Annotated in this window: 13 protein-coding genes and 1 pseudogene; 9 read left to right on the top strand and 5 right to left on the bottom strand. The window is 71.1% G+C overall.

What is annotated here, in order from left to right:
- The first annotated feature begins 136 nt into the window (after positions 1-136).
- Entirely contained in the window at positions 137-991 is an 855-nt protein-coding gene (locus ACIA8L_RS24495) for an IS110 family transposase (protein ID WP_395909036.1), read from the top strand.
- Positions 988-1,476 carry a hypothetical protein gene (locus ACIA8L_RS24490; RefSeq protein ID WP_395908301.1) on the top strand — a complete coding sequence of 163 codons (489 nt, stop codon included), beginning with the start codon at positions 988-990 and terminating at the stop codon, positions 1,474-1,476. Before ACIA8L_RS24495 ends, ACIA8L_RS24490 begins: the two co-directional genes overlap by 4 nt.
- Positions 1,477-1,799: 323 nt before the next feature.
- Here the strand turns inward: ACIA8L_RS24490 and ACIA8L_RS24485 are convergent.
- From ACIA8L_RS24485 to ACIA8L_RS24475, 3 genes and pseudogenes are all read right to left on the bottom strand, one after another.
- Positions 1,800-1,932, bottom strand: a pseudogene (locus tag ACIA8L_RS24485) (IS3 family transposase); the annotation flags it as partial.
- Between the two features lie 29 nt (positions 1,933-1,961).
- Positions 1,962-2,993 carry a LacI family DNA-binding transcriptional regulator gene (locus ACIA8L_RS24480; RefSeq protein ID WP_395908300.1) on the bottom strand — a complete coding sequence of 344 codons (1,032 nt, stop codon included), beginning with the start codon at positions 2,991-2,993 and terminating at the stop codon, positions 1,962-1,964.
- 59 nt (positions 2,994-3,052) lie between these two features.
- A complete protein-coding gene (locus ACIA8L_RS24475; RefSeq protein WP_395908297.1) occupies positions 3,053-4,102 on the bottom strand; it encodes a LacI family DNA-binding transcriptional regulator in 1,050 nt (349 codons plus the stop codon).
- Positions 4,103-4,396: 294 nt separating this feature from the next.
- Here ACIA8L_RS24475 and ACIA8L_RS24470 point away from each other — a divergent pair, with 294 nt between their 5' ends.
- From ACIA8L_RS24470 to ACIA8L_RS24445, 6 genes are all read left to right on the top strand, one after another.
- Complete coding sequence (locus ACIA8L_RS24470; protein WP_395908295.1) at positions 4,397-5,320, top strand: carbohydrate ABC transporter permease; 924 nt, start codon at positions 4,397-4,399, stop codon at positions 5,318-5,320.
- Positions 5,317-6,138 carry a carbohydrate ABC transporter permease gene (locus ACIA8L_RS24465; protein ID WP_395908292.1) on the top strand — a complete coding sequence of 274 codons (822 nt, stop codon included), beginning with the start codon at positions 5,317-5,319 and terminating at the stop codon, positions 6,136-6,138. Before ACIA8L_RS24470 ends, ACIA8L_RS24465 begins: the two co-directional genes overlap by 4 nt.
- A 2-nt stretch (positions 6,139-6,140) precedes the next feature.
- Positions 6,141-8,801, top strand: a complete 2,661-nt coding sequence (locus ACIA8L_RS24460; RefSeq protein WP_395908290.1) for a family 78 glycoside hydrolase catalytic domain — start codon at positions 6,141-6,143, stop codon at positions 8,799-8,801.
- Positions 8,798-10,057: an ABC transporter substrate-binding protein gene (locus ACIA8L_RS24455; protein ID WP_395908288.1), complete on the top strand. Its 1,260-nt coding sequence runs from the start codon at positions 8,798-8,800 to the stop codon at positions 10,055-10,057. The genes ACIA8L_RS24460 and ACIA8L_RS24455 overlap by 4 nt, the downstream gene beginning before the upstream one ends.
- 67 nt (positions 10,058-10,124) lie before the next feature.
- On the top strand, positions 10,125-11,354 hold the full coding sequence (locus ACIA8L_RS24450) for a glycoside hydrolase family 1 protein (RefSeq protein WP_395908285.1): 1,230 nt from the start codon (positions 10,125-10,127) through the stop codon (positions 11,352-11,354).
- A 61-nt stretch (positions 11,355-11,415) separates the two neighbouring features.
- The gene (locus tag ACIA8L_RS24445) at positions 11,416-13,704 is read left to right on the top strand and encodes an alpha-L-rhamnosidase C-terminal domain-containing protein (RefSeq protein ID WP_395908283.1); all 2,289 of its coding nucleotides are present in this window, start codon (positions 11,416-11,418) and stop codon (positions 13,702-13,704) included.
- Positions 13,705-13,830: 126 nt separating this feature from the next.
- Here ACIA8L_RS24445 and ACIA8L_RS24440 read toward each other — a convergent pair whose 3' ends face one another.
- Entirely contained in the window at positions 13,831-15,513 is a 1,683-nt protein-coding gene (locus ACIA8L_RS24440) for a glycoside hydrolase family 27 protein (protein WP_395908280.1), read from the bottom strand.
- Between the two features lie 227 nt (positions 15,514-15,740).
- On the opposite strand from ACIA8L_RS24440, the gene ACIA8L_RS24435 reads away from it, so the two are divergent.
- A complete protein-coding gene (locus ACIA8L_RS24435) occupies positions 15,741-16,544 on the top strand; it encodes a class I SAM-dependent methyltransferase (RefSeq protein ID WP_395908278.1) in 804 nt (267 codons plus the stop codon).
- 18 nt (positions 16,545-16,562) lie between these two features.
- On the opposite strand, the gene ACIA8L_RS24430 is transcribed toward ACIA8L_RS24435, so the two are convergent.
- A complete protein-coding gene (locus ACIA8L_RS24430; protein ID WP_395908276.1) occupies positions 16,563-17,471 on the bottom strand; it encodes an MBL fold metallo-hydrolase in 909 nt (302 codons plus the stop codon).
- Positions 17,472-17,635: the final 164 nt, after the last annotated feature.

The raw sequence follows: 17,635 nt of genomic DNA, 5'->3' as shown, positions 1-17,635 counted from the left end.
GGGACCCGGCCACCCGCTGGGGTAGGTCTCCTCGTAACGTGACTGCCGGCCGTCCGACGCTCAGATCGGTCCTCGGACCGGCGGCCGAGGTGGTGCGACGAGGAGGTAGTGCGTGCCCGGCGGGTTCCCGGTGTTCATGGGCTTGGACGTCGGCAAAGACGGCCACCACGCGGTCGGGCTGGCGCCGGCCGGGAAACGGCTGCACGACGCGGCCCTGCCGAACACCGAAGCGAAGCTGCGGGCACTGTTCGACAAGCTCGGCCGGCCCGGAACGGTGCCGGTGGTTGTCGACCAGCCCGCCTCGATCGGCGCCCTGCCGGTGGCGGTCGCCCGCGCCTGCGGGCACGAGGTCGCCTACCAGCCCGGGCCGGCCATGCGGCGCATCGCCGACCTGCGTCCGGGCACGGCGAAGACCGACGCCCGCGACGCCTCCGTCATCGCTGACGCCGCCCGCACGCTGCCGCACACGCTGCGCCGGGTCGACAGCGGTGACGAGACGTCGGCCGAGCTGGGCGTGCTCGTCGGCTACGACGACCTCGCCGGCGAGGTCACCCGTGTCGGCAACCGCATCCGTGGCCTGCTCAACCAGATCCACCCCGCGTTGGAACGCGTCCTGGGACCGAAGGTGCAACCCCCCGCTGTGCTGGAACTGCTGTCCCGCTGCGGTGGCCCAGCCGGGCCGCGCCACGCCGGTCGGGCGAAACTCACCGGTATCGTCACGACCCGCGCGCCTCGCTCCATCCGCGGCGAACATCCACCCAAGGGCGGGAACAAGCAGCTCAAACTTATGTTCTTCCGGTCCGCGTTCGCCTCCCTCGCGCACCCGCCCTCCCGCGCCTACTGCGACCGTGAACGGGCGCAAGGCAAGCGACACAACGCAGCCCTCGTCCGCCTGGCCCGCCGACGCGTCGACATCCTGCACGCCATGCTGCGCACCAGGATCACCTACCAGCCGCCGCAACCGGGCGAACCCGCGACCCGGGCAGCATGAACAGGGTCGTGATCCTCGGCCGCGGCGGCGCCGGCAAGTCCACCCTCGCCACCCGCCTCGGCGCCGCCCTGACCCTGCCAGTCATCGAACTGGACAAACACTTCTGGGCACCCGACCTCACTCCCACGCCCACCGAGCAGTGGGTACAGATCCAACGCCAGCTCACCGACAGCAGGCAATGGGTCATCGACGGCGACCTTGGCCCGTACGACGACCTCGCCACCCGGCTGCACGCCGCGGACACCGTCATCGTGCTGGACTTCCCACTCTGGCTCTGCGCCTGGCGCGCGTTACGCCGCTCCCGCGAGAACCTGGCGTTCTGGCGCTGGCTCATCACCTACCGACGCCGCAGCCTACCCACCGTCATGACCGCCATCGCCACCCACGCTGAGCACGCCGAACTCCACGTACTCCACAACCCCCACGCCGTCGAACGACTCCTCACCCAGGCCGGCACGACGACACCGCCCGACCCCACCCCTTGACTGAACCCAGAGGGACACCCCCGGATTTGGGACACGGGGTTTATGCGGCTGGGGTCAGCGTGGCTGGTGTCGTTCGGATGCTGTTTGCGTAGGCGTTCGGGGAGCGTTGGCCGCGTCGGGAGTGACGGCGGATGGTGTTGTAGCGGTGCGGCCAGCGGAACGAGGCCAGTCGTGCCTCGTGCTCGCCGGTGAACGCTCGGCGAGTGCGTCGTCGGCGGAACTGCCGACCTTACTCATCGACTGCCGGACACACTCATCGACTGCCGGACACCCGCCGCCTTCCACGCTTCGGCGAATCTTTCGATGTGTACCGACCGGTTTCAAGGCGCCGTCGAGGCTGCCGCGGGTCCGTTCGGCGGCGTGCAGGGCGTCGATGACGAGGTCGGTGCGCATGTGGCCCCCGATCGCCCAGCCGGCCAGACGCCGTGAGTGCAGGTCGATGACCGTTGCCAGGTCGAGGAATCCGCGTTCACCGACCGGCAGGTCTACGGCGCGGCGGTGGTCCGGCGGACGACCAGGGTCGGTGTGAGCGTCATGTGGGTGGCCGGTCGGGCGGGGTCGGCGATGCGGTCGAGGATGAGGCGGGCGGCGTTGCGGCCCATCTGGCGGCCGCCCTGGTCGACGCTGGTGAGCCCGACCGGGGCGAAGTCGGCGAACATGGTGTTGTCGTAGCCGGCGACGGCGATGTCGCCGGGGACGGTGTGCCCGGCTTCGGCGAGGGCCTGCATGGCACCCATGGCGACGATGTCGGCGCCGGCGAAGATGGCGGTCGGCGGGTGGAGCCGGGTCAGCAGCTGTTTGGTGCCGAGATAGCCGCCCTCCCGGGTGTAGGTGGTGGAGGCGATGTCGACGTACTCGTCGAGCCCGCGGGCGTGCATGGCCTGGCGGTAGCCTTCGGCGCGCACGGCGTTGGGCATCTCGGCGAGACGCTCGCGGTCGCGTTCGTGGTGTTCGATGTGGGCGATGCGGCGGTGGCCGAGGTCGGCGAGGTGGTTGACGACGAGGGCCGCACCGGCGAGGTCGTCGTCGGCGACGGAGTCGTGGCCGGCGGAGCGACCGTGGCGGCCCACGATGACGGTCGGAACCCGGGCGGCGACGTGTTCGAGGTGGCGGCGGGAGGAGACCGGCGCGACGAGGATCAGGCCGTCCATGCTGTGGTCGATCATGTTCTCGGTGACGCGGGCTTCCGCGGTCTCGCCGTTGCTGCCGGGGCCCATGAGTAGTTGGTAGCCGGCGTCGTCGAGGAGTTCGGCGATGCCGTCGAGGACGTCGGCGAAGAACGGGTTGCGGATGCTGGGCAGCATCACGCCGATGGTGTAGGTCTGGCCGCGCATGCCGCGGGCGGAGGCGTGCGGGCGGTAGCCGAGCTCGGCGATGGCCTTGCGCACCTTGGCGCGCATGTCGGGGCTGGCACCGTAAGCGTTGCGCAGCACCTTCGACACGGCGGTGGTGGACACGTTGGCGTGCCGGGCCACGTCGATGATGGTGACCCGCCGGGCCGCCGCTGGTTTCGGCATTCGGCCTCCTCGCCGGTGCGGGCAACGTTGGGCGGCAGTGTACGGCCCGCCGGGTGCGATCAGGCCGATGGCGCCGCCGGCGGCGCGGTGGACCGCCGGGCCACGAGCGTGGGGGAGAGCTTGATGTGGGTCGCCGGGGCGTGCCGGTCGGTGAACCGCTCCAGCAGCAGCCGGGCGGCGTTGGCGCCGATCTGGTGGCCGGCCTGGTCGACGGTGGTCAGCGAGAGCGGGGTGAAGGCGGCCAGGGCGATGTTGTCGTAGCCGGCCACGGAGATGTCGGCGGGGACGCGGCGCCCGGCTTCGGTGAGGGCCTGCAGGGCGCCGATGGCCACGACGTCGGCGCCGGCGAAGACCGCGGTCGGCATCCGGGGGCGGGCGAGCAGTTGCTGCGCGGCGAGGTACCCGCCGTCGTGGGTGTAGGTGGTCGGGACGATGTCGATCTCGTCGGCGAGGCCGTGGCGCCGCATGGCGTCGCGGTAGCCGCGGGCACGGATGGCGTTGGGCATTTCGGCCAGCCGGGCCGGGTCGGTCTCGTGGTGGTCGATCAGCGCGATACGCCGGTGCCCGAGGGCGATGAGGTGCTCGACCACGAGGTGGGCACCGGCGTGGTCGTCGTCGGTGACGGTGTCGTAGAGCGCGGAGTGGCCGTGCCGGCCCACGACGACGGTCGGCGCGGCCCGGGCGATGCGGTCGAGCGCGGTCCGGGAGGACAGCGGGGCGATCAGGACCAGCCCGTCCATGCCGTGGTCGATCATGGCGTCGATGACGCGGGCCTCGGTGTCCTCGCTGTTGTAGCTGCTGCCGTGCAGCAGCTGGTAGCCGGTGCCGTCCAGCCGCTCGTGCAGGCCCTCGAGGATGTCGGCGAAGAACGGGTTGCGGATGTCGGGCAGCATCACGCCGATCGTGTAGGTGCGGCCGCGCATCCCGCGGGCCGCGGCGTACGGGCGGTAGCCCAGCTCCGCGATGGCCTGCCGGACCCGGGTCCGCGCCGCGGGGCTGGCCCCGGCGGCGTTGCGCAGGACCTTCGACACCGTGGTCGTGGACACCTGCGCCTGCCGGGCGACGTCGACGATGGTGACCCGGCGGGCCGGCGCGTCCGATGCGGTCATCAGGACCTCTCCGATGGATAACGTTGCCCTCGGCAGTGTAGGGGTGAGCTTCGCGGGAAGGCCAGTTTAAGCCCGTTGCTTTCCGGGAAGCCGGCGCCGACCCTTGACGGAACAGTCGGCCGAATCTATGGTCGGCGTCACCCATTTGGAAAACGTTGCCCACCGCGTCCGCCGCTGGTTCGTTCAACCGGCGGGACCGCGGACCGGGGCCGGTGCCGCTCGGCGGGGCCGGCCGATCGCCGCCACCTGCATTGACCGGCCTGGATGAAACGTTTTAGAAGGTAGTTGCCGCCGATGACTGCTGTTGCACCCCCAGCGACGCCGCCCCACGCCGGGCCGCGACGGCGCCGCCGGACCGGCCCCCCGTGGTGGTTCGCGGCGCCGGCCCTCGTGCTGTTCGCGTTCGTGGTCCTGCTGCCCAGCGGCCGGGGTGTGTACTACGCGTTCACCGACTGGGACGGGCTGTCGCCGGATCTGGCGTTCGTGGGGCTGGACAACTTCGCGGCCATGCTGGACGACCGCAACGCGATGCAGGCGATCTGGCACACGCTGCTGATCGCGGTGGCCGTCACGGTCATCCAGAACGGCGCCGGGCTGCTGCTCGCCCTCGGCGTCAACACGATCGTCAAGTCGCGCAACGTGCTGCGGGTGTTCCTGTTCGCCCCGGCCGTGATCACGCCGATCGTGACCGCCTATCTGTGGCGCAACCTGCTCGGCCCCGACGGCGCGGTCAACAGCCTCCTCGCGGCGGTCGGGCTCGGGTCGTGGCGGCCGGACTGGCTCGGCGACCCGCAGCTGGCCCTGTGGTCCGTGGTCGCGGTCGTCGTGTGGCAGTTCGCCGGCTACTCGATGGTGATCTTCCTCGCCGGGCTGCAGTCCATCCCGAAGGAGATCTACGAGGCGGCCGCGATGGACGGCACCGGCCCGGTCCGGCGGTTCTGGTCGATCGTCCGGCCGCTGCTGGCGCCCGCGATCACGATCAACCTGATGCTGTCGATCATCGGCGGGATCAAGCTGTTCGACCAGGTGTACGCGCTCACCGGCGGTGGCCCCGGGCACGCCTCCGACACGCTGTCCACCCTCATCTACAAGGACGCGTTCACGCTCGGCGAGTTCGGCTACAGCATCGCCCTGGCCGTGGTCCTGACCGTCATCGTGGCCGTGGCCTCGACCGGGCAGTACCTGGTGCTGGCGCGCTCCGAACGGGCGGCGTCATGAACAAGTACACCTGGCGGACCTTCGCTCTTGAATGCGTGCTGATCGGCGCCGCCGCGGTCGTCGGGTTCCCGGTCTACGTGCTGGTGAATCTGGCCGTGCGGGCGCCGTCGGACACCAGCTCGCCGATCCGCCCGACGACCGCGCCCACGCTGTCCAACTTCAGCGCCGCCTGGCAGCAGGCCGGGCTCGGCGGCGCGCTGATCAACAGCGCCCTGGTCACCGCCGTGAGCGTCGCCGTCGTGCTGGTCGTGTCCGCGCTGGCCGCGTACCCCCTCGCGCGGGTGGCCGCGGCCTGGTCGCGGGGCAGCTTCCTGCTGGTCATGCTCGGGCTGGTGCTGCCGTTCCAGCTGGCGGCGCTGCCGCTGTACCAGACGATGCGCGACCTGGGCCTGCTCGGCTCGGTGTGGGCGCTGGTGCTGTTCTACTCCGGGCTGCAGGTGCCGTTCACGACCTTCCTGTACGTCGGGTTCCTGCGCTCCCTGCCGCGGGAGTTCGAGGACGCCGCCGCGATCGACGGAGCCTCGCCGATCGGGACGTTCCGATACGTGGTGTTCCCGATGCTCAAGCCGGTGACCGTCACCGCGCTCGTGCTGAACGCGGTGGCCGTCTGGAACGACTTCTTCACGCCGCTGCTGTACCTCTCCGGCGGCACCCAGCAGACCGTGCCGGTCGCGCTGGCCGGGTTCTTCGGCCAGTACGTGTCGGACTGGAACCTCGTCTTCGCCGCCCTGGTGATCAGCATCGTGCCGGTGCTGGCCGTGTACTTCGCGCTGCAGCGCAGCATCATCAACGGCTTCGCCGGAGGGCTCAAGGGATGACCATGCGCATCTACGGACTGCAGACCGAACAGGTGGCGGAGCCGCTCGGCCTCGACCGGCCCCAGCCGCGGCTGACCTGGAAACTGGCCGGCGAGCGGCGCGGGGCGGCGCAGTCGGCGTACCGGATCACCGCCGCCCTGCGCCCGGACGACCTCGACCGACCGGACCGCCTGATCTGGGACTCGGGCCGCCGCGAGTCGGATGAAGGGTTGCTGATCGCCTGGGGCGGCCCGCCGTTGCAGTCGGCGACCCGTTACCACTGGCGGGTGGAGGTCTGGGACGAGTCAAGCGATTTCGGGGGTACCGCCCAGAGCTGGTTCGAGACCGCCCTGCTGCACCGCACCGACTGGGCCGCGGTGTGGATCGGCCGCGACCCGGCGACGCTGCCGCCCGTCGATCCGCCCGGAGCCGACGACATCGCGGGCGCCGACCTGTTCCCGGCACCGCTGTACCTGCGCCGCGAGTTCCACGTCGAGGACCACCTGGTCCGGGCCCGGCTCTACGCGACCGCGCGCGGCGTCTACGAGGCGCGGCTCAACGGGGCCAGGGTCGGCGACCGCGAGCTGGCCCCTGGCTGGACCGAGTACCACACGCGGCTGCAGTACCAGACCTACGAGGTGACCGGCCAGGTGCACGCCGGCGCGAACGAGCTGGCCGCGGTCGTCGCCGACGGCTGGTGGAGCGGCTACGTCGGGTTCGACCCGCGCCGGGCCGCCCAGCACTACGGCGATGCCCCGGCGTTCCTGGCCCAGCTGGTCCTCGACTACGCCGACGGGACGCGGCAGGTCGTGGCGACCGACGCCGCGTGGACGGAGGGGCCCGGCCCGATCGTCGGTGCCGACCTGCTCATGGGTCAGGTCGTCGACGCCCGGCGGGACGGGAGCGAACAGCACAGGCCGGTCGCGGTCCTGGACGCGGAGCCGGGCCCGCTCGTCGCGGAGCCCGACCACCCGATCCGGGTCACGGCGGAAGTCCCGGCCGTCGCCGTCGGGCCGCGCGGCGACCGGCGGTACATCGCCGACTTCGGGCAGAACCTCGTCGGCCGGGTCCGGCTGACGCTGCGCGGCGCACCGGCCGGGCAGCGGGTCACGGTCCGGCACGCCGAGATGCTGGCCGACGGCGAGCTGTACACCGCCAACCTGCGCCGGGCCGCGGCGACCGACGTCTACGTGGCCGCCGGCCGGCCGGTCGAGGTCTTCGAGCCGCAGTTCACCACGCACGGCTTCCGCTACGCCGAGATCGACGGCCACCCCGGCGACGTCGTCGCGCGGGTCGTGCACAACGACACGCCGTTCACGGGCCGGTTCGAGTGCTCCGACCCGCTCACCAACCGGCTGTACGACAACATCCGCTGGGGCCAGCGCGGCAACTTCGTCGCCGTGCCGACCGACTGCCCGCAGCGCGACGAGCGCCTCGGCTGGCTCGCCGACGCGCAGATCTTCGCGCCGACCGCCAGCCGCAACGCGGACGTCGCCGCGTTCTTCGCCCGCTGGCTGCGCGACGTCGTGGCCGGCCAGGACCCCGGCGGGGCGTTCCGCGACGTCGCCCCGGTCATCACCGTGCACCGCGAGGCCGCGCCGGCGTGGGGCGACGCCGGCGTCGTCATCCCGTGGCACCTGTGGCGCACCTACGGCGACCGGCAGGCCCTGCGGGATGCGTTCCCGGCGATGCGGGCGTGGATCGCGCACATCCGCCGGCACAACCCCGGACTGCTGTGGCGGTACCGCACCGGCAACAACTACGGCGACTGGCTGCAGATCGACGCCGACACCCCGCGGGACCTGCTCGCCACGGCGTACTTCGCCCGCAGCACCGGGATCGTCGCCGACGCCGCCGAGGTGCTCGGCCAGCCGGCCGTCGCCGCCGAGCACCGGGCGCTGCACGCCGCGATCCGGGAGGCGTTCATCGCGGCCTACGTCGGCGCCGACGGCCGCGTCGAGGGCGCGACCCAGACCGGCTACCTGCTCGCCCTCGGGTTCGGCCTGGTGCCCGGGCACCTCGTCCCGGCGGCCGTCAAGCACCTGGCGGCCGACATCGAAGCGCGGGACAACCGGCTCACGACCGGATTTGTCGGCGTACCACTGCTGGGTCCGGTCCTGACCGACCACGGCCGGGCCGACCTCGCGTATGCGCTGCTGCACCAGGAGGAGTTCCCGTCCTGGGGGTACTCCATCCGCCACGGCGCCACCACGATCTGGGAGCGCTGGGACGGCTGGACCGAGCACGGCGGCTTCCAGGCGGCCGCCATGAACTCCTTCAACCATTACAGCCTCGGCAGCGTCGGCGACTGGCTGTTCGGCCGGGTCGCCGGCATCGACCAGGCACCGGACTCGGTCGCCTACCGGAAGCTGCTGCTGCGCCCCACCCCGGGCGGCCGGCTCACCTGGGCCCGGGCCGAGCAGGACACCGCCCGCGGAACCGTCGCCTGCGGCTGGGCCATCACCGACGACCGGATCACCGTGACCGCCACGGTGCCACCGGGCAGCACCGCCACGCTCACATTGCCCACGGCCGACCCCAGCGGTGTCCGCGAGGACGACCGGCCGGTCGACACCCAGCCGGGGGTACTCCGGGTCGAACCCTCACCCACCGGCCTGACCGTGTGGCTGATGTCCGGCCGCTACACCTTCACCGCCACCACACCCCACAGGGAGACACCATGAGACGCACGGCAATCCTCGCCGTCGCGACGGCGGCCACCGTGACCCTCGCCGCCTGCAGCAGTGGTACCAACGCCGGCTCCGGCGACACCGACAGCAAGACCCTCACCCTCGCCTCCGTCGACCAGGGCTCCATCGAGGACGTCGTCAAGGCGTTCGAGGCCGCCAACCCCGGCGTCAAGGTCCGCTACACCACCAGCGGCGCGGACCAGTACCAGCAGCAGATCCGCACCCAGCTCGCCTCCGGTACCGCGCCCGATGTCATGACCGTCTGGCCCGGCAACGGCAACCCCGGCGCGACCTACGTCCTGGCGAAGCCCGGCTATCTGCTCGACCTGTCCGACCAGCCGTGGGTCGCCAAGCTTCCGGCGGGTTTGCAGAGCGTCACGCAGTACAACGGCAAGACCTTCAATGCGGTGTTCGGTCTCAACGGTATCGGTGCCGTCTACAACCAGCAGGCCCTGGACCAGGCCGGGCTGAAGCCTCCGACGACGTGGACCGAGCTGCTGACGTTCTGCCGTGCCGCCGCCGGGAAGGGCACACCCGCGTTCGCGCTCGGCATCCAGGACAATTGGGTGACCCAGCTCGCCCTCTACGCGCTGGTCGCCACCCTCGTCTACGGCCCGGACAAGGACTTCGACACCAAGCTGCAGGCCGGGTCGGCGACGTTCGCGCAGTCGTCGTGGACGGCGGCGATGGCGAAGTACCAGGAGATGAACAGCACCGGCTGCTTCCAGAAGAACCCGCTCGGCACCGGCTACGAGGCCAGCCAGGAGCTCGCCGCCACCGGCAAGACCCTCGGCATCATCCAGGGCAACTGGGTCGTCGCCCTGCTCAAGGGCAAGAACCCGAGCGGTACGTTCACCTTGAAGGCGCTGCCGGCCACCGACACCCCGGCCACGTTCATGATGCCCGCCGCGGCCGGCGCCGGCTACGGCGTGAACGCCAAGGCGAAGAACAAGGACCTGGCCCTGAAGTTCATCAGCTTCATCATGTCGCCCGAGGGCATGAAGGTCTTCAACACCAAGCAGGGCAGCCTGGCCGCCATCCCCGACAACGGCGCCGGCGCCGACCCGGCCTTCACCGAGCTCACCACCTACCTGAAGGACAACCGCACGGTCCCGTTCATGGACCAGCTGTGGCCCAACGCCAAAGTCCAGCAGACGATGCTCTCCGGCCTGCAGGAGATCTTCAGCGGCCGGTCCACGCCGGACAAGGTCCTGGCCGCGATGGACACCGACTACAAGGCCGGCGCCTGACCTGACGCACCACCCCGCCGGCCGGCCACCGGCCGGCGGGGCGGCCACCTGGAGCAGCAGCATGCCCATGCCACGGCAATTCCCCGACGGCTTTCTCTGGGGTGCGGCCACCTCCGCGCACCAGGTGGAGGGCGGCAACACCAACAACGACTGGTGGGACTTCGAGCAGGCACCCGGCACCTCGGCGGGAGAGTCGTCCGGTGACGGCATCGACCATGTCCACCGCTACGCCGACGACTTCGCGTTGCTGGCCGCGCTCGGTCACAACACGCACCGGCTGTCGCTGGAATGGTCCCGGATCGAACCCGCTCCCGGCGCCTACAGCGCTGCGGCGATCGGCCACTACCGGCGCGTCCTGACCGCTGCCCGCGACGCCGGCCTGACCCCGTTCGTGACCCTGCACCACTTCACACTGCCGCGGTGGCTGGCCGCCGCCGGTGGCTGGCTCGCCCCCGACGCCGTCGACCGGTTCGCCCGCTACTGCCGGCACGTCACCGCCGCGCTCGGCGACCTGATGCCGTTCGTGTGCACCATCAACGAACCGCAGATGATCGCCCTGCACGGCTACCTCGAGGGTTACCACCCACCGGGCCGCACCGATCCGGTGCTGTGGCAGCGCGTCGGCCGGGTGCTGCTGCACGCCCACCACGCCGCCGTGCGGGCCGTCCGCGACGCCGGCGGCGGCCGGTGCGGCACCGGCCTCGCCGTGCAGCTGCCGCTGCTGGCCCCCGCCCGCGACGACGACGCCTGCCGCACGCTGCACCGGCTGCTGCAGGCCGAAATCGTCGATCTGTACCTCGACGGGCTGCACGGCCCGGACCGCGGCGACTGGCTCGGCGTGCAGTACTACCGCAAACAGTGGGTCGACCCGGCGGTGCCCGGCCGGTTCGCCGACCCGCCGGCCGGCGTCCAGCGGACCCAGATGGGCTGGGCGGTGTATCCGGACGGGCTGCGGCAGATGCTGCACCACGCCGCCGCCCGCACCGGGCTGCCGCTGTATGTGACCGAGAACGGCATCGCCACCGGCGAAGACACCGAACGCGTCGACTACCTGCACAGCCATCTCACCGCCGTCGCGCAGGCGCTCGCCGAGGGCGTCGACGTCCGCGGCTACCTGCACTGGTCGGCGTTCGACAACTTCGAATGGGCCGAGGGCTACCGCCCGACGTTCGGGCTCATCGCCGTCGACCGGGACCGCGGCTTCACCCGCATACCCAAGCCCAGCGCGCACACGTTCGCGCGGATCGCCGCGACCGGCCGCCTCGACGTCGCCATCGACCCGCGGGCCCAACCATGACCGCACACCACGACCTGCCGGCCCTGTCCATCGCCGCCCAACTCACGGAAGAGGAGGCAGCATGACACACACCCGCCACCGGACCCACCCACCGGTCCGCCAGCCGATCCACCGCCAGATCCACCGGCCGGTCCTGCGGCTGGCCGTCGCCTGCGCGGTCGCCGCCACCGCCATCGCCGCGACCCCGGCGCCGGCGGAGGCCACCGCACCGCCGCCGGCCTGGCACCGATACGTCCTCGGCCCGGCCACGCCGACCGTCACCCCCGTACACGCCGAGGGACGCGGCGATGCCCAGCACATCGACACGCTGGTGAACGGCCGTGGCCGCCCGGCCACGCTCAGCACCACCGCCGGGACGACCCCGGCCTCGGTCCTGCTCGACTTCGGCCGCGACATCGCCGGCACCCCGGCCATCGACGTCACCGCCGTCACCGGCACGCCAGCCCTGACCCTGGTCACCGGCGAAGCCCGGCAGTACCTGCGCCGCCCGGCCGTCACCACCATCACCCAGCCGGCCGCCGCCGGTGCGACCACCGTCCCGCTGGCCTCCACCGCGAACCTCGAGACCGGCAACACGATCACGATCGGCGCCGGGTCCACGGCACAGACCCGCACCATCACCGCTTTCGACGCCACCGCCGGCACCGTCGGCGTCACGCCTGCCCTGCAGGGTGACGTCCCCGCCGGCGCGGCCGTCACGACCAGCCCGGGCGCTCCCGCCTCCGACGAGTCCCGTGGCCTGGCCGGTGTCGGCGGCCCGGACACGTTCCAGCCCACCGCCGCGGGCCGGCTCACCGGCGGCTTTCACGGCGGGTTCCGGTTCATCCTGCTGACCCTGACCACGCCCGGCTCCGTCACCATCGCCGGCGTCACCGTGGACTTCCAGGCCTACCGGGCCACCCCGGCCGACTACCGCGGCTGGTTCCTGTCCAGCGACGACCAACTCAACCGGATGTGGTACTCCGGCGCGTACACCCTGCAGCTCGACATCAAACCCGCCGGACTCAACGGGCTACCCGAGACCCGCGTCTACGACGGCGCCAAACGCGACCGCAGCATCTGGACCGGCGACCTGCTCGTCCAGGCCCCCACCGCGATCAGCACCCTCGGCCCGCCCGGCGCCGACGCCGTGCGCTCCTCACTCGACGTCCTGCTCGCCACCCAGCGAGCCGACGGCGCCCTGCCCGGCTCCCCGGACTTCTCCAAAGGCCGCAACCCGTCCGGATCCCCGCTGTTCTACTCCAACAACTACTCCGGCTACGGCGCCCGTGCCGTCATCGACTACTACCGCTACACCGGCGACGCCGCCTACGCCACCAGCGTGCTGCCCGCACTGCGCCGAGAACTCGCCTACAACACCACGTTCCTCGACGCCAACCACCTCGTCGCCTCCAACGACCGCGACTTCTGGCAGGCCACCCAGACGGGCGAGGTGACCAAGTACAGCATCGACTTCTACATCCTGCTCCGTGCGATGGCCTGGCTGGAACGGCACGTCGGCTCCACCGACGCGGCCGCCGGCTACGACGCCACCGCCGACGCCGTCAAGACGGCCGTCAACGAACGGCTGTGGAACCCGACCCTCGGCGCCTACGGCCAGAGCAGCGACCACCCCGACGTCCTCGTCGAGGACGCCAACGCCCTGGCCCTGCAGTACGACATCGCCCCGGCCGGCCGTCGCGCCGGCATCCTCAACGCCCTCAAACAACTGTGGACGCCCTACGGTGCGATCCTCGGCCCCGGCCTGCAGGACCCGACCGGGCACACCATCGAGCCGTTCGGCAACGGCATGGAGACCGCCGGCCGGTTCGCCGTCGACGACACCGCCGGCGCCCTCGACCTGATGCGCCGTACCTGGGGCCCGATGGTCGACCCGGACGACCCCCTCTACACCGGTGGCCTGTGGGAGTTCAAGAACACCACCGGCGGCGTCAACCGCGCCACCGCCAGCCTCGCGCACGGCTGGGCCGCGTCCCCCACCGTCCAGCTCACCGAACAACTCCTCGGCGTCAGCCCGGTCGACCCCGGCTACGCCACCTGGCGCATCGAACCGCACCCCGGCAATCTCACCTTCGCCCAAGGCGCCGTGCCGACGAAGTACGGCACCATCACCGCCGGCTGGGCGTCGGTCCTGTTCGGCAACGTCTTCGCCCTGCGGGCTGACACCCCGAAGGGCACGAGTGGCGTCATCGCCGTCCCGGCCACCAGTCGGACGGTGGTCACCGTCAACGGCCGCATCGTCTGGGAACATGGCCACAGCCACGCCTACCAAGCCACCCTCGCGGGCGGCTACGTCCAGCTCACCGTGCCCGGCGGGCCCGCCTACACCGTCGCCGCGCTCGGCCGTTGATCCCGGCCACCTGAGCCGCCCGATCGTCGCCAGTTCCGCTGCTCCGGCCGCCCGAACACGTGGCCGGAGCAGCGGCCGGCTTTCGACCGCGCGCGACGGCTCAGCCGCTGATCGGCCCGGCCGTGCTTACCCCAGGGTCCACTTCTGGTTGGCGCCGCTGCCGCAGGTCCAGAGGATGATTTTCGTGCCGTTGGCGGTCGCCGCGCCGGAGGCGTCCACGCACAGGCCGGACTGCGCGCCGCTGATGGTTCCGTTGGCGTTGACGTTCCATTGCTGGTTCGTCTGCCCGTTGCAGTCCCAGATCACGACGGTTGTCCCGTTGGTGGTGCCTTTGTTGTACGCGTCCAGGCACTTGTTGCCATAGATCATGAGCTGCTTGCTCGAGGTGTACGTCCACTTCTGGTTGGCCTGGGCGCTGCAGTCCCACAGCTGCGCCTGGGTGCCGTTGGTGGTGCTCGAGTTGTTGATGTCGAGGCATCGGCCGGACTGGGTGCCCACGATCGAGACGCTTGCCGGGCTGCCGCCGTCGGTGCCGGTCACGGTGAGCAGGACCGCTTCGTGCGCTGGGACCGAGGTGGTGTAGCTGCCGCTGAAGGTGCCGGCGTCCGTGGCGGTCCACAGGTTGCGTACGGTGGCCGAGCCCGTCAGGCCGAGATCCGCCCAGCGAACGGTGATGTTGCCGGCCGAGCCGGTGCGGTTGAGCAGCAGCACCGCCCGGCGTCCGGAGCCGGACAACGTCTTGCTGTACACCTGGCGGCCCGTCTGATCCTCGGCGACCCTCGTGCCCTGGCGGCCCAGCGGGTCCTGGTCCACCGCGATGACCTCGCGATTGGACAGGATCGCGCGGGTCTCGCCGCTCATCTGGGTGAGGTTGTTGCCGGCCAGCAGCGGGGCCCCCGAAATGGCCCACATGCCGACGTGCGTCCGGTTCTGTGCCGCGGTGAAGCCCGGCATCCCGGCGATCAGCATGTCCGGGTCGTTGTAGTGCCCGGCGGACTGCGCGCTCGAGTGCTGCGCGGCGTCGAAGTTCGTCAGCACCCGGTCCATCGACGGACTCTCGCCGAAGTAGATGATGTCCGCGCTGGTGCGCCACAGGCTGGACATCGCCGGCGCCCAGTCCCAGGGGTTCTGCTTGCCCCAGTTGCAGATCGACAGCACCATCGGCCGACCGGTCTGGGCGGTGGCCCGCCCGATCGCGTCGCTGATGGCCTGGTATGCGGTGCGGGCGTTGAGCCCTTCCGCGTCGCCGCCGCACCAGTCGACCTTCACGAAGTCGAAGCCCCACTGCGAGAACTGCAGGAAGTCCTGGTCGTAGTGGCCCTCACTCCCGGAGCCGGGCGCCGCCGGACGGCCGGTGGGAAAGTAGTAGCCGCAGCCGTCGCGCCCGGCGTCAGTGTAGATACCAGCCTTGAGGCCCTTGCTGTGGATGTAGTCGGCGATCGCCTTCATGCCGCCGGGCCACTCGTTCGTGTCGACGACGATGTTCCCGGCCCCGTCGCGGGTGCCCTGCCACCAGCCCTCGTCGATGTTGATGTACTGGTATCCGGCGTCTTTGAGGCCCGAGGAGACCATCGCGTCCGCCTGCGCCTTGATGACGTTGGCGTTGATCTTCGCGGCGAACGTGTTCCAGGATGCCCAGCCCATCGGGGGTGCGCTGACCACCGCGGCGGCCGCAGCCGGTACGGCGACGGCGGTTGCGGTGGCGCCGGCGGCGGGGGTCTGCCCGGCACTGACGGCGGTGGCCAGCGCGATGAGCGCACCGGCCACGACGGCGCGCGTGTGCCCCGGCCTGAACCCGACGATTCCCATGGCGATCTCCTTCGGCTGGCTGCACCGGCCGCGTTGGCGGGAGTGACCGAAACACGGTCACTGCGGTCGGCGAGCAACCCAGTGTTAGCGATCACACCGATCGATGTCAATGCTTCGATTTTTAGGAGAGACGTGCGAAGTGACCGCTCACGTGGATTGCTTGTCTGCGGAGTCGACTGGTGGAGAAACGGCTCCTGCCGCAGGGGCCGCGCTCGTATGCTCTGGTCGTGAGCGATGGTGATGAGTACGTGACGTTGCGGGAGAGGTTCGACGAGGACGCGGTCCGGTATGACCGGGCCCGGCCCCGGTATCCGGTGGAGCTGTTCGATGATCTCGCCGCGGCCGGGGTGACGGCCGGGGCGGGCGTGTTGGAGATCGGCTGTGGAACCGGGCAGGCTACCGTTTCGCTGGCCGAGCGCGGGTGCCGGATCGTGGCGGTCGAGCTGGGCGCTGACCTGGCGGCTCTGGCTCGGCGGAATCTTGCCCGGTTTGACGCGGTCGAAGTTGTCACGGCGGCGTTCGAGGGGTGGGCCCTGCCCGCGGAGCCGTTCGACGTCGTGTTTGCCGCGACCGCGTTTCACTGGATCGACCCGGCGGTGCGGGTGTCCAAGTCCGCTGACGCTGTGCGGCTCGGTGGGCTGCTGGCCACCGTCGGCACCCATCACATCGCGGGCGGGAGCTGGGACGAGGCGTTCTTCGACGCCATCCAGGAGTGCTACTCGCGCTTCGATCCGTCGACGCCTGCGGGGCTGCGGCTGCAGCGTGCTCGGGACATTGTCGAAGACGATCGGGAGCTCGTCTCGTCGGGGCGGTTCGGGGCGGCGACGTTCTCGCGATACGAGTGGGAGCAGTCGTACTCCACGGCTGAGTATCTGGACCTGCTGTTGACCTACTCCGGGCACCGGGCGCTGCCGGACGAGCAGCGCAGCGCGCTGCTGGACGCCATTGCCCGGCTGATCGACGTGGAGCTCGGGGGGCGGATCGTCAAGCGGTACCTGACGGAGCTGCGGGTCGCTCGACGAGTCCGGTGAATCGTTTCCCGCCCGTGGTCACATGCCGTGCTGCTGGGGGAGTAGGGAGTCGCGGCCGGCCCAGGGGACGACGTTCGGGAGGGGGTCGGCCTCGAAGTGGGTGGTGATCTCTTCGTCCGAGTGGCGCAGGCTGAAGTGGATCAGGACGAAGACGGTGTTCGGGTGCGCCTTGATCACTGGGCGTAGGCGGGGCCAGACGGTGTGGCCGACCCGATCGGCTCGGGGAGATTCCTCGTCGTGCAGGAACGTGCATTCGGTGATGACCACCGGGACCTCGTCCAGCCAGGTCGCGTCCTCCAGGGCGCTGGTGTGGGTGTCGCCGACGTAGGCGAACAGCGGGTGGGTCACCTCCCGGTCCACCGGGGCGCCGGCGGCTCTTCTCGCCTTCACCAGAGCGGCGAACGTCTGGTCCTTCGGGTGGGCAGCCAGCTCCGGGACCAGTTCGCGGCGGTGTTCGCGGATGATGTAGCCGACGCAGGGGATCTTGTGGCGGGCCCCGATCACCCGGGCCGAGTGGGTGCCGCGCTTGCCGAACCGGAACTCGTCGCCCGGGCGCACGCCTCGGATGGTGGTGTCCGCGGCCAGAGCCGGGTCGTACTGCGCGGACTGGTTCAGTTCCGTCGTGGCCCGCAGATAGGCGCGGACGTACTGCTCGGACTCGGCCGGGACGGAGATCTCGGCGCCGCCGGGGCGGATGGCCAGGTAGTCCAGGTCCTTCGCGTGGTCCAGGTGGGTGTGGGTGAGCAGGACCGTCTCCGGCTGGCGGCCCTCCACCAGGCCCGCGTCCAGCGCCAGCTTCAGCTGTGGCACGTGGAAGAAGGTCTTGTCGTTGGCGCGGGACAGGCCGGTGAGCGTCAGGCCGCTGCCGGGCATCGTCCACGTGCGCCACTGGCGGAAGGGGTGGCCGGGGGTGAGGAGATCGGGCACGGGCGGCACTCTGCCACACGAAAACTTGGGGGAGAGCGCTCCCCGGGGTTTGGAGAGCGCTCTCCCGTTCGTCCGAAGCCATTGACAGGGGTTTGGCCGAGGGGTCATTGTGGCTGTCTGAGAGAGCGCTCTCTCAGACACCGCCGGTTACACCCCACCCGCCA

Source organism: Dactylosporangium sp. NPDC051541, from assembly GCF_044454505.1.
GTDB lineage: Bacteria > Actinomycetota > Actinomycetes > Mycobacteriales > Micromonosporaceae > Dactylosporangium.
This window is presented reverse-complemented; position numbering and strand designations above follow the sequence as displayed.

What these genes read in the sequence shown, in the direction of transcription:
- ACIA8L_RS24480 (WP_395908300.1), bottom strand. Translation starts at nt 2,993, where the DNA reads ATGCCGAAACCAGCGGCGGCCCGGCGGGTCACCATCATCGACGTGGCC.
- ACIA8L_RS24495 (WP_395909036.1), top strand. Translation starts at nt 137, where the DNA reads ATGGGCTTGGACGTCGGCAAAGACGGCCACCACGCGGTCGGGCTGGCG.
- ACIA8L_RS24440 (WP_395908280.1), bottom strand. Translation starts at nt 15,513, where the DNA reads ATGGGAATCGTCGGGTTCAGGCCGGGGCACACGCGCGCCGTCGTGGCC.
- ACIA8L_RS24470 (WP_395908295.1), top strand. Translation starts at nt 4,397, where the DNA reads ATGACTGCTGTTGCACCCCCAGCGACGCCGCCCCACGCCGGGCCGCGA.
- ACIA8L_RS24490 (WP_395908301.1), top strand. Translation starts at nt 988, where the DNA reads ATGAACAGGGTCGTGATCCTCGGCCGCGGCGGCGCCGGCAAGTCCACC.
- ACIA8L_RS24455 (WP_395908288.1), top strand. Translation starts at nt 8,798, where the DNA reads ATGAGACGCACGGCAATCCTCGCCGTCGCGACGGCGGCCACCGTGACC.
- ACIA8L_RS24450 (WP_395908285.1), top strand. Translation starts at nt 10,125, where the DNA reads ATGCCACGGCAATTCCCCGACGGCTTTCTCTGGGGTGCGGCCACCTCC.
- ACIA8L_RS24465 (WP_395908292.1), top strand. Translation starts at nt 5,317, where the DNA reads ATGAACAAGTACACCTGGCGGACCTTCGCTCTTGAATGCGTGCTGATC.
- ACIA8L_RS24475 (WP_395908297.1), bottom strand. Translation starts at nt 4,102, where the DNA reads ATGACCGCATCGGACGCGCCGGCCCGCCGGGTCACCATCGTCGACGTC.
- ACIA8L_RS24460 (WP_395908290.1), top strand. Translation starts at nt 6,141, where the DNA reads ATGCGCATCTACGGACTGCAGACCGAACAGGTGGCGGAGCCGCTCGGC.
- ACIA8L_RS24445 (WP_395908283.1), top strand. Translation starts at nt 11,416, where the DNA reads ATGACACACACCCGCCACCGGACCCACCCACCGGTCCGCCAGCCGATC.